The organism is Stenotrophomonas sp. 14P6.2.3 (genome assembly GCF_057799055.1).
On record NZ_JBYOLA010000005.1, the window covers coordinates 37,398 to 49,909 of the forward strand.

Here is a 12,512-nt window from a genome sequence, read left to right on the forward strand (position 1 = left end):
GACTGCGGTGTCATCGACCACGTTTCCGTGGTTTTTTAAGACCGCACTTTGTAAACGATTTCAGGTCATTGGACGTTATGCTCTTTCATCGATCAGCCCACCGGAGGAACCGCGCCATGCAGGCACGCCACCTGATGACCGCCGCTGCGATGACCCTGGCCATCGCCGCCTGCAAACCGGCCCAGCAGGAGCCTGCCAAGCCGCGCCCGCCGGTGATCCTGATCGAGGCGGACGCACCGCCTCGGCCGATGAAGCCCGAGCTGCCGCCGCTGTTCGATGACCTCGAGCGCCGCACCTTCCAGTTCTTCTGGGATACCACCAACGAGATCAACGGCCTCACCCCGGACCGTTATCCGTCGCGGCCGTTCGCCAGCATCGCCTCGGTCGGCTTCGCCCTGACCGCGTATCCGATCGGCATCGAGAACGGCTGGGTCAGCCGCAACCAGGCGATCGACCGCACCCTGACCACCCTGAAGTTCTTCCGCGACGTGCCGATGGGCCCGCAGCGCACCGGCAAGGCCGGCTACAAAGGCTTCTACTACCACTTCCTGGACATGCAGGAAGGGCGCCGCTACGACAGCTGGGTGGAACTGTCCTCGGTGGACACCGCGCTGCTGATGATGGGCGTGCTGTTCGCCCAGTCGTACTACGACGGCGACGATCCGCGCGAGAAGGAAATCCGGCAGATCGCCGACACCCTGTACAAGCAGGTCGACTGGCCGTGGCTGCAGCAGCGTGCGCCGCTGATCTCGATGGGCTGGTTCCCCGAGAACGGCTTCATCGACCATGACTGGATGGGCTACAACGAGGCGATGATGGTCTACATCCTTGCCCTGGGTTCGCCCAGCCATCCGGTCAGTCCGGATGCGTGGACGGTATGGACGCGGACCTACGACAACGACTGGGGTGTCTACCAGGGCCAGGAATACCTGTCCTTCGGCCCGCTGTTCGGCCACCAGTACAGCCACGTCTGGATCGATTTCCGCGACATCCAGGATGCCTACATGCGCGAGCGTGGCAGCACCTACTTCCTCAACAGCCGTTCGGCCGCGCTGGCCCAGCGCGAGTACGCCATCGCCAATCCGATGAACTGGAAGGAGTACGGCGAGAACGTGTGGGGCCTGACCGCCAGTGATGGTCCGCAGAACACCACCCAGGAATACCGCGGCGAGCAGCGCCAGTTCCGCCATTACTCTTCGCGCGGCGCAGGCCTGCGCGAGAATTTCGATGACGGCACGATCGCGCCAACCGCCGCGATCTCCTCGGTCGTGTTCGCGCCCGAGGAAGTGATCCCGGCCACGCTGGAGATGCACAAGCGCTACGGCGACTACATCTACTCCAGCTATGGCTTCCTGGATTCGTTCAATCCCAGTTTCAACTACGACATCCCGATCAAGACCGGGCGCGTGGTGCCTGATCGCGGCTGGGTCGCCAGCGACTACATCGCCATCGACCAGGGCCCGATCCTGACCATGATCGCCAACTACCGCAATGACTTCGTCTGGGATGTGATGAAGAAGAACCCGTACATCCGCAAGGGCCTGGAACGGGCGGGCTTCAGTGGTGGCTGGCTGGCGCCGGAAGGTTCCTTCCAGCCGCTGGAGCTGCAGAAGGATGAGAAGGCCGCGGCGGCACGTGCGGTCGGTATCGCTGAATCACGTGCGGCCGCCGCGCAGGAACAGAAAAACAATGCCAACCGCAACACCGGCCAGGGGAAGTAACAAGGTGCACGACTGGAAACACCGCCTGCGACGCTGGGCATTGCCTGCACTGGCCGCGCTGGTCATGGCCGGCTGTGCCCGCCCCGAGCAGGGCACCACCACCGTGCGCTTCTGGGCGATGGGCCGCGAGGCCGAAGTGGTCAGCGAGCTGATCCACGAATTCGAAGCGGAGAACCCCGGCATCAAGGTCGATGTGCAGAACATCCCGTGGACGGCAGCGCACGAAAAGCTGCTGACCGCGTTCGCCGCCGATGGCCTGCCCGACGTATGCCAGCTCGGCAACACCTGGGTGCCCGAATTCGCCGAACTCAACGCACTGACGCCGTTGCAGCCGTTCGTGCAGCGCTCGACGGTGGTCGATCCGAAGGACTACTTCCAGGGCATCTGGGATACCAACGTGATCCACGACGAGCTGGTCGGCGTGCCGTGGTACGTCGATACCCGCCTGATCTACTACCGCAAGGATCTGTTGGCCAAGGCCGGCTTCGACCACCCGCCGCGTACCTGGGCGGAATGGAACGAGCAGATGGCCGCGATCAAGCGCATGCAGGGCCCGAACCGTTATGCCGTGCTGATGCCGATCAACGAGTTCGAGCAGCAGCTGTCGCTGGCGCTGCAGCAGCCCGATCCGCTGCTGCGCGACGATGATACCCGCGGCAATTTCTCCAGCCCCGGTTTCCGTCGCACGCTCGGTTTCTACGCCAACATGTTCGAGCAGGGCTGGGCGCCGAAGATGTCCGAGACGCAGATCTCCAACGTCTGGGATGAATTCTTCCGCGGCTTCAACGTGTTCTACATCTCTGGCCCCTGGAACATCCGCGAGTTCAAGAAGCTGCAGCCGAAGGAACTGGAAGGGCAGTGGGGCACCGCCGCGCTGCCGGGTCCGGATGGCCCGGGCGCGGGCATCGCCGGCGGCACCAGTCTGGTGATCTTCCGCAAGTCGCAGCAGAAGGAAGCGTCCTGGAAGCTGATCGAGTTCCTGTCGCGGCCGGCAATCCAGGCGCGTTTCCACGCGATCATCGGCGACCTGCCGCCGCGCCGCAGCACGTGGGACGCGCCGTCGCTGGCGAACGATCCGCTTGCCGCCGCGTTCCGCGACCAGCTGGAGCGTGTGAAGCCGACCCCGAAGGTGCTCGAATGGGAGCGTATCGTGCAGGAAATGCGCATCGTCACCGAACAGGTGGTGCGTGGCGGCCTGCCGCAGGACAAGGCCGTGGCCGAACTGGACCAGCGCGTGGACAAGGTGCTGGCCAAGCGTCGCTGGATGCATGAACAACAACGCCTGCAGCGCAGCGCACCCCCCTCGGGTTCGACCAGTGCAGTCGCGGCCGGGAGCCCGCAATGAAACGTTCTTCCCTTGCCGGCTGGATCTTCGCCGGCCCCTCGCTGATCGTGCTCGGTGTGTTCTTCGGCCTGCCGGTAGCCTCGGCGCTGGCGCTGAGCGTGACCGACTTCGACCTGTACGCGCTGGCCGACAGCAGCAACCTGCGCTTCGTGGGCCTCGGCAACTACATCGACCTGCTGCAGACGCCGATGTTCTGGAAGTCGCTGTGGAACACCACGTATTTCGTGGTGATCGGCGTGCCGTTGTCGATCGGCGTATCGCTGGGCGCGGCGATGCTGCTCAATGCCCCGGCGGCACGCTTCAAGGCGCTGTTCCGCACGGCGCTGTTCGCCCCGGTGGTGACCACGCTGGTGGCGGTGGCGGTGATCTGGCGCTACCTGTTCCACACCAGCTACGGTCTGGTGAACTACGGCCTGGGCCACCTGGGCATCAGCCCGATCGACTGGCTGGGCGATCCCAACTGGGCCATGCCGACCATCATGTTGTTCGCGGTGTGGAAGAACTTCGGCTACAACATGGTGATCTTCCTGGCCGGCCTGCAGGCGATCCCACATGACCTGTACGAGGCCGCGCGCATCGATGGCGCCTCGCGCTGGAAGCAGTTCCTGCACATCACCCTGCCGATGCTCGGCCCGGTGCTGCTGGTGGTCGGGGTGATTACCGTGTCCGGTTACTTCCAGCTGTTCGCCGAGCCTTATGTGATGACCCGTGGCGACCCACTGCAGAGCACCGTCAGCGTGCTGTATTTCATGTTCGAGGAAGGCTTCAAGTGGTGGAACCTGGGACGCGCCTCGGCCGTGGCGTTCCTGCTGTTCCTGATCATCCTGGCGGTGACCACCGTGATGCTGCGCTTTGGCCGCAAGAGGCAGTTGGTATGAGTCGTGAAATCGGCCAGTCACGCTGGCACCCGTGGATGATCAACGGCGCGCTGCTGGTGCTGGCCCTGGTCAGCCTGGCACCGTTGCTGTGGATGCTGTCGGTCTCGTTCATGCCGCAGGGTGAGGCGACTCATTTCCCGCCGCCGCTGCTGCCGTCCAGCATCACCACGCACAACTACACGGAGCTGTTCGCGCGCACCGGCATGGGTGGCAACTTCGCCAACAGCCTGCTGGTATCGTTGGCGATCACCCTCGGTTCGCTGCTGCTCAACACGATGGCCGGCTACGCCTTCGCCAAGCTCAACTTCGTCGGTCGTGAGCGCCTGTTCCAGGTGCTGATGGCGGCGCTGGTGATCCCGGCACAGGTGGCGATGCTGCCGCTGTTCCTGCTGATGAAGCAGCTGGGCCTGGTCAACAGCTTCGGCGGCGTGATCGTGCCGGCGCTGGCCAGCGTGTTCGGCATCTTCCTGGTGCGCCAGTACGCCCGCTCGATTCCCGATGAGCTGCTGGAAGCGGCGCGCATCGACGGGGCAGGGGAACTGCGGATCTTCTTCCAGATCGTGCTGCCGATGCTGAAGCCGGTGCTGGTGACGCTGGCGATCTTCACCTTCATGGGCGCATGGAACGATTTCATGTGGCCCCTGATCGTGTTGACCGACCAGGAGCACTACACTTTGCCGGTGGCCCTGGCCACCCTCTCGCGCGAACACATCATGGACGTGGAAATGATGATGGCCGGCGCAGTGGTCACCGTGGTTCCGGTGCTGGCGCTGTTCCTGGTGCTGCAGCGGTACTACATCCAAGGATTGTTGCTGGGGAGCGTGAAGGGATGAAGCGTGCGATCGCCGTTGGACTGGGCCTGTTGTGGTCTTCCCTGGCGATCGCCGCACCACCGGCGCTGCCCGCGCCGAAGGTGCTGGATGATTTCGACGACATCAGCGCATGGAAGCTGGTGTTGTCCGACCAGGTCAGCGGCTCGCTGCGGCCGGTCAGTGGTGCCGGCGGTGGCCGCGCGCTGTGCCTGGATTACGACTTCCATGAGGTCTCCGGCTACGTCGGCATCCGTCGCCCGCTGAACATCGAGTACCCGGCCAACTACCGTTTCGGCTTCCAGCTGCGCGGTGATTCGCCCGCCAACGACCTGCAGTTCAAGCTGATCGACGCCAGCGGCGACAACGTGTGGTGGGTCAACCGTCCCGGCTACGCCTTCCCCAAGGCGTGGACGCCGGTGGAGTACCGCCGCCGGCAGATCGACAAGGCCTGGGGGCCATCGCCAGAGAAGGACATGACGCGCAGCGCGTCGATGGAGTTCACGATCTACAGCAAGGTCGGTGGTCGTGGCACCGTGTGCTTCGACAAGCTGACCCTGCAGGGCCTGCCCGCGCAGGATGATTCGGCACTGCGGCCCTCGGTGATCGCCGATACCGCAACCGCGCTGCAGGACCGGATGATCGACGGCAAGTCCGATACCTTCTGGATCAGTGGCGGGGTCAAGCAGCAGACCATCAGCCTGGACCTGCACAAGAGCCGCGAGATCGGCGGTGCGGTGATCGACTGGCTGCCCAGCCTGGAAGCGAACCGCTACACCGTGCGCACCTCCGAGGACGGTCGTGACTGGCGTACCGTGCGCGAAGTGACCGCCGGTGCCGGAGGCCGCGACTGGCTGGCACTGCCCGACACCGATGCGCGCTATGTGCGTTTCGACCTGCAGAGCGGGCCGAACTGGCGCTACGGCATCCGTGACATCACCCTGAAGCCGCTCGCGTTCGCCGCGACCCCTAATGCCTTCCTGTCCTCGGTGGCGGCCGACCTGCCGCGTGGCGCATTGCCGCGCGCTTACGTTGGCGAGCAGCCGTACTGGACCCTGCTTGGCCTGGACGGTGGCCAGGAACAGGCGTTGATCAGTGAGGACGGTGCACTGGAGCCGGCCAAGGGCAGCTTCAGCATCGAGCCGTTCATCCGCCTCGACGGCAAGCTGCTGGATTGGGCCGACGTTGCCATCACCCAGTCGCTGCAGGATCGCTACCTGCCGATCGCCACGGTCGACTGGGTGCACGAGAAGGCCGGCCTGTCGGTGACCAGCTTCGTGCAGGGCACGCCCGAGCGCGCGCAGCTGATCGGGCGCTACCGGTTGAGCAATCCGGACAAGGTCGCGCACGAATACACCCTGGCACTGGCGATCCGTCCGTGGCAGGTCAATCCGCCCACCCAGTTCCTCAACACGGTGGGCGGCTTCAGCCGCATCGACAGCCTGGACGTGGGCGAGCAGTTGGTGCGCATCAATGGCGAACCGCGGCTGTATCCCCTGCAGGTGCCGGATGCGCGCTTTGCCAGCAGCTTCGACGGCAAGCTGGATGCGATGCACCTGGCCAGCGGCAAGCTGCCCGGCACCACCGCCGTGAAGGATCCGACCGGCATGGCGTCCGGCGCGCTGCTGTACACGATCAAGCTCGAACCCGGGCAGAGCCGCGAAGTGGCGATCGTGCTGCCGCAGACGGGCAGCTGGGCGCCGCAGGCGCTGGACGTGGCCAAGGCGCAGCAGCAGGTCGCGGCAATGTGGCGCGACAAGCTGGGTGCTGTGACCCTGCAGGTGCCGGCTGCCGGCCAGCCGCTGGTGGAAACCCTGCGCACGGCGGTGGCACACATGCTGATCTCACGGGTCGGTCCGCGTCTGCAGCCGGGTACGCGCTCGTACGCACGCAGCTGGATCCGCGACGGCGCGATGATCTCCGAAGGCCTGCTGCGGATGGGCCGCAGCGATGCCGTGCGCGACTACGTGACCTGGTATGCGCCCTATCAGTTTGAGAACGGCAAGGTGCCGTGCTGCGTCGATGCGCGTGGCAGCGATCCGGTGCCGGAGAACGACAGCCACGGTGAGCTGATCTACAACATCGCCGAATACGGCCGTTACACCGGCGACACTGCCTTCCTCGAGCAGATGTGGCCGCACGTGCTGGGCGCCTATAGCTACATGGAACAACTGCGCGGCAGCGAGCGCACCGAGGAGAACCGTGCGCGCAATCCTGCCTTCTACGGGATGATGCCGGCCTCGATCAGCCACGAGGGCTATTCGGCCAAGCCGATGCATTCGTACTGGGACAACTTCTGGGCGCTGCGTGGTTACAAGGACGCCGCGCAACTGGCAGCGCAGCTGGGCAAGGTCGAAGCGATGCAGATCAGTGAATCGCGCGATCAGTTCCGTGATGACCTACAGGCCTCGCTGCTGGCGGCCATGCAACAGCATCGCATCGACTATCTGCCCGGCTCGGCCGAGCTGGGCGATTTCGATGCCACGTCCACCACGATCGCGCTGGCGCCGGGCGGCGAGCAGGGGCGGTTGCCGCAGGAGGCGCTGGACGCGACCTTCCAGCGCTACTGGAACGAATTCGTCGCGCGCCGCGATGGCAAGCGCGAATGGAAGGACTACACGCCGTACGAATGGCGCAACGTCGCCGCGTTCGTGCGCCTGGGCTGGCGCGATCGCGCCTGGCAGGCCACCGAGTTCTTCTTCAAGGATCGCGCGCCGCAGGCCTGGAACCAGTGGGCCGAGGTGGTCTCGCGTACGCCGCGCAAGCCGTTCTTTGTGGGTGACCTGCCGCATGCGTGGGTCGCATCGGACTTCGTCCGTTCGGCGCTGGATATGTTCGCCTACAACCGCGACGCAGACGAGGCTCTGGTGCTTGCCGCGGGTATCCCGGTGTCGTGGCTGCAGGGCGAGGGCATCGCCGTGCAGGGCCTGCGCACGCCGCAGGGGCAGCTCAACTATCGCCTGCAGCGCAGCGACAAGCAGCTGGTGCTGGAGGTGCAGCCCGGCCTGGTGCCACCAGCCGGCGGCGTGGTGCTGCCATGGCCGTATGCAGGCGAACCGGGCCAGGCGACGGTCAATGGCGAGACGGTGGAATGGATCAACAACGAGCTGCATGTGCACCAGTTGCCGGCGCGGGTCGAGATCGATGTGCCGAGCGCGGTGCGCCGCGCCGAACGCAAAGGGCAGTAACCATGCGTCAACTGATCGGGATCGGCCGCCGTCTCTGCGTGCTGGGGCTGGCGATCGCGCTGGCCCTGCCGGGGCTGGCCGCAGCCGCTGAGCCGGTCGCCGCGGCGAACGCGGCGGCCGTCAGCGAGCCTGGCATGAGCATGGTGACGTTCAACCTGCACCATGACCGCGAGGATTGGCCCAGCCGCCGTCGCACGATCGTGGCTGAGCTCAAGCGCCTGCAGCCCGATGCCATCGCGCTGCAGGAAGTGATCCAGAAGCGCAACGTGCGCAACCAGGCGCAGTGGCTGGCCAGCCAGCTCGGTTACCGCTACGTATTCGTGTCCACCGATCCGGTGGGAGCGCCCAAGCGGTATGGCAATGCGCTGCTGACCCGGCGCCCGATCCTGGCCCGTGGCGAGCACCTGCTGCTGCCGCTGGATGACTACCGCACCGTGGCCCATCTGCGCATCGACGTGGACGGCAAGCCGGTCAATGTCTATGCCACCCATCTCAACGAGCGCAGTGACGACGCCGGCCAGCGCATCCGCCGCAGCCAGGTCGAGGATCTACTGCGTTTCATTGCCGGCAGTTCTGCGGGTGCACCGGTGGTGATTGCCGGCGACTTCAATGCACTGGTCGATGCCGGCGATCTGAGCGAGCTGCGCAGCCACTACGGCGACAGCTACGGCAGCGTGCACGTCAACACCGACCTGGCCGGTGTCAGTACGCTCAACCGTCATTACTACCAGGCGCCGTCGCGGATCGACCACATCTTCTTCCAGCAGGACGAGATGGTCGCGCGCGAAGCGAAGATTCTGTTCGACCAGCCGGATGACGGCGGCCGTTGGGCGTCGGATCACTACGGGGTGTGGACCCGGCTGCAGTTCGCGCCGGCAAACTGACGCACGCCTCGGTAGATGTCAACCTTGGTTGGCACAGGCGCTGCCGCGTGCATGAAACCCACGGTGCCAACCAAGGTTGGCCTCTACCAGAGCGTGCCCTCTTGATAGCAGGGGACGGTGGGCGCCAGACGCACAAAAAAACGGCGGGGATCATCGATCCCCGCCGTTTCGTTGTTGCCGATCAACGATCGATCAGGCGGCAGGCGGCGTGCGCTTGCCGGCGTCCTCGTCTTCTTCCGAAGCCTGCGCGTCGGCGGCCTGTGCGGCAGCGTCGGCGTGGCCATCGGCGATCGGGTCGACCGCCGCCGGTACGACCGGCTCGGCGACCGGTGCAGCGGTTTCCACCGGTGCGGCTTCGACAGCCACCGGCGTTGCCGGCTGCTCGACGACCGGGGCGACTTCAACCGCGGCCTTCGGTTCGACTGCCGGAGCAGCTTCCACCACCGGCGCGACGTCGGCTACCACCGGCTTCGGCTCGGCCACCGGAGCGGCTTCGACCACCGCGGTCGGTTCAGCGACCGGGGCTGCTTCGATCGCGACAGCGGTCTCGACCACCGGCGGCTTCGCCTCGATCACCGGAGCCGCTTCAGGCGCGGGCTGCACGGGCGTCGCCGCGTCGATGGCATCCAGCATGCTGGTCTGCACCGGCGACGGGGTCGGTTCGACCTTGGCGACGGCTTCCAGCGGAGCCGGGGTCTGCACCGTGGCTGCCACCGGCGCGGCTGCTTCGACCACGGCGCTGCTGACGGCGGCGACCGGAGCAACTGCGGCGGCTACCGCAACCGGTGCACGTGCCGGCTTGCCGGCATCAGCGGCGGCCGGCTCGACTTCGTCATCGAAGTCGAATTCCGGCTGCGAACGCGACGGCTGCGCGGCGGCAACCGGGGCGTCCACCGAAGCCTGGGCACTGTGCTCGACGGAATCGCCGTCGTTGTCATCGCCCTCGGCATCATCGCCGTCGTCCAGGTCATCACCCAGCACGTCGCCTCCGGCGGCGTTCTCGGCACCACCACGACGACGACGGCGACCACCGCGACGACCACGGCGGCGGCGCGTTGCGCCTTCGCCGGTCTGATCGCCTGCGGCATCGGCTGCAGCCTCTTCGGTAGCGCCGGTCGCAACCACGACCTCGGCGTCGGTCGCGGCGGCGGTGGTATCCACGGCCGCGACAGTGTCGACCACGTTTTCAGTAGCAACGGCCGGTGCCAGTGCCTTCTCTTCCTGCACCGCGACCGTGGCCGCAACCGCGGTCGTGGTGGCCACGGCAGCTGCTGCGGTCACGACGTCGGCCGGGGCTTCGGCAGCGGCACGCTGCGGCTTCTCGGCCGGCTTGTCACCGTCCTGCGGGCGCGGCTGCTTCGGCTGCTTCAGCTTCGGCTGCTGCTGGCTTTGGCCCTGGCCCTGACCCTGTTCGTTACGCGGCTTGTTCTGCTGCGGCTGCTGCTGGGCGTCCTTCGGCTTGCCCTGCTGCTGCGGCTGCTGCTGGCCATTGCCATTGCCATTGGCCTGGTTGCCGCCGTTGCGGCCATCCTTGCGCTGCTCACCGCGGTCCTTGCGGTTGCCGCCGTCCTTCTGCTGCTGCGCATTGCCATTGCCGCCGTTGCCACGGCTGTCCTCGCGACGGTCCTTGCGGTCCTTGTTGCGATCCTTGTTGCGGTCACGGCGGCCGCCATCCTGCTGCTGGCGCGCGGCCGGTGCCGGTGCAGGAGCGGGAGCGGGCTCGCCGCCAAAGATGCGCTTCAGCCAGCCAACCACGCCACCGCTGGCGGCGGCAGCCGGAGCCACTGCGGCCACCGGCGCGGGTGCCGGCGCTGCGGTCGGTTCCACTTCGTCCCGCACCGGGGCGGGGGAGTTGTGCTTGACCTGGGTCACCATCGGCGGCGGGATGTTCAGCTGGCCCTTGGTCAGCGCGTGTACCGGCAGCTTGCGCGGGGTACCGCGCTGGTAGCTCGGCTTGCCGCTTTCCTCGCCCAGTTCGTTGTCGCGCAGACGGGTGACGGTGTAATGCGGGGTGTGCAGCTGCTCGTCGGCAACGATCACGATCGGCGCCTCGTGGCGCTTCTCGATTTCGCCCAGCGCGCCGCGCTTTTCGTTCAGCAGGTAATTGGCGATCTCCACCGGGGCCTGTACCAGCACCTGCCCGGTGTTCTCCTTCATCGCATGCTCCTCAGCGACGCGGATGATCGACAGCGACAGCGACTCGACGCTGCGCATGCGGCCATGGCCGTCGCAACGCGGGCAGACGATCTGACTGGATTCGCCCAGGCTCGGTCGCAGACGCTGGCGGCTCATTTCCAGCAGGCCGAAGCGCGAGATGCGGCCGACCTGCACGCGTGCACGGTCGTACTTGAGCGCATTCGCCAGACGGTTCTCGACTTCGCGCTGGTGCTTGTTGGACGCCATGTCGATGAAATCGATCACCACCAGGCCGCCGAGATCGCGCAGGCGCAGCTGGCGGGCCACTTCTTCGGCCGCTTCCAGGTTGGTCTGGAACGCGGTGTCCTCGATGTCGCTGCCCTTGGTGGCGCGCGAGGAGTTGACGTCGACGGCAGTCAGCGCTTCGGTCTGGTCGACCACGATCGAGCCGCCCGACGGCAGGCGCACGTTGCGCTCGTAGGCGCCTTCGATCTGCGATTCGATCTGGAAGCGGTTGAACAGCGGGATGTCGTCCTTGTAATGCTTGAGCTTGCGCAGGGTCTGCGGCATCACCTGCTGCATGAACTCCTTGGCGTGCTCGTACATCTCCTCGGTGTCCACCAGGATCTCGCCGATGTCGGCGCGCAGGTAGTCACGCAGGGCGCGCACGATCAGGCGCGATTCCTGGTAGATCAGGAACGGGGCCGGCTTGCTCAGGGCAGCTTCGGCGATGGCGCGCCAGACATTCAGCAGGTAATCCAGATCCCACTGCAGCTCTTCCGCATCGCGGCCGACGCCGGCGGTACGGATGATGACGCCCATTTCGTCGGGGATGTTCAGCTTGTCCAGGGCGTCCTTCAGGGCGGCCCGGTCTTCACCCTCGATGCGACGGGAGACACCGCCGGCGCTGGGCGAATTCGGCATCAGCACCATGTAGCGGCCGGCCAGGGAGATGAACGTGGTCAGGGCAGCGCCCTTGTTGCCACGTTCTTCCTTGTCCACCTGGACGACGATTTCCTGGCCTTCCCTCAGCAGCTCGCGGATGCCGGCCTTGTTGTGGTCGACACCAGCCTGGAAGTAATCGCGGGAGATTTCCTTCAGCGGCAGGAAGCCGTGGCGGCCGCCACCGTATTCAACGAAGGCCGCTTCCAGCGAGGGCTCGATGCGGAAGATCCGGCCCTTGTAGATGTTGGACTTCTTCTGTTCCTTGGACGGCTGCTCGATGTCGATGTCATACAACGACTGGCCATCCACGATGGCAACACGCAGCTCTTCAGCCTGCGTGGCGTTGATCAGCATTCGCTTCATTGTTGCGTTCCTCGCAAGCGGCTACCGCGCGGAACGCCATGGAGTTTCGCCTCTGGACACGGCTCGCCGCCCATTCGCGCAAGCGCGGGGAGGGCGGCTTGGGTTTCCAGCGCTACGACACCACGGCAGGCCGCGGGAGCGCTTCAATTTTCTGGTTTTGGGTGTTGCAGGGCCGGAGGCAGCTGTCAGCCAGGCTGGAGCGCCGCACGGGACATGTTCAGCGCGACTGCGTGTCAGGCAATC

At 65.9% G+C, this 12,512-nt stretch carries 7 protein-coding genes; 6 read left to right on the forward strand and 1 reads right to left on the reverse strand.

What is annotated here, in order from left to right; all coding sequences use genetic code 11:
• Positions 1 to 116 precede the first annotated feature (116 nt).
• The 6 genes from AC27VL_RS06155 (at position 117) to AC27VL_RS06180 (ending at position 8,825) form a co-directional block, all read left to right on the forward strand.
• The gene (locus tag AC27VL_RS06155) at positions 117 to 1,721 is read left to right on the forward strand and encodes a glucoamylase family protein (protein ID WP_089236188.1); all 1,605 of its coding nucleotides are present in this window, start codon (positions 117 to 119) and stop codon (positions 1,719 to 1,721) included.
• Between the two features lie 64 nt (positions 1,722 to 1,785).
• On the forward strand, positions 1,786 to 3,066 hold the full coding sequence (locus tag AC27VL_RS06160; protein WP_165781021.1) for a sugar ABC transporter substrate-binding protein: 1,281 nt from the start codon (positions 1,786 to 1,788) through the stop codon (positions 3,064 to 3,066).
• Positions 3,063 to 3,944: a carbohydrate ABC transporter permease gene (locus tag AC27VL_RS06165; protein ID WP_089236186.1), complete on the forward strand. Its 882-nt coding sequence runs from the start codon at positions 3,063 to 3,065 to the stop codon at positions 3,942 to 3,944. Before AC27VL_RS06160 ends, AC27VL_RS06165 begins: the two co-directional genes overlap by 4 nt.
• A complete protein-coding gene (locus tag AC27VL_RS06170) occupies positions 3,941 to 4,777 on the forward strand; it encodes a carbohydrate ABC transporter permease (protein WP_089236185.1) in 837 nt (278 codons plus the stop codon). Before AC27VL_RS06165 ends, AC27VL_RS06170 begins: the two co-directional genes overlap by 4 nt.
• On the forward strand, positions 4,774 to 7,941 hold the full coding sequence (locus tag AC27VL_RS06175) for a discoidin domain-containing protein (RefSeq protein ID WP_488765837.1): 3,168 nt from the start codon (positions 4,774 to 4,776) through the stop codon (positions 7,939 to 7,941). Before AC27VL_RS06170 ends, AC27VL_RS06175 begins: the two co-directional genes overlap by 4 nt.
• Before the next feature lie 2 nt (positions 7,942 to 7,943).
• Positions 7,944 to 8,825 carry an endonuclease/exonuclease/phosphatase family protein gene (locus tag AC27VL_RS06180; RefSeq protein WP_488765838.1) on the forward strand — a complete coding sequence of 294 codons (882 nt, stop codon included), beginning with the start codon at positions 7,944 to 7,946 and terminating at the stop codon, positions 8,823 to 8,825.
• A 192-nt stretch (positions 8,826 to 9,017) separates the two neighbouring features.
• Here the strand turns inward: AC27VL_RS06180 and AC27VL_RS06185 are convergent, their stop codons facing one another.
• Positions 9,018 to 12,269, reverse strand: coding sequence for an Rne/Rng family ribonuclease (locus AC27VL_RS06185; RefSeq protein ID WP_488765840.1), 3,252 nt, complete (start codon positions 12,267 to 12,269; stop codon positions 9,018 to 9,020).
• Between the last annotated feature and the right edge of the window lie 243 nt (positions 12,270 to 12,512).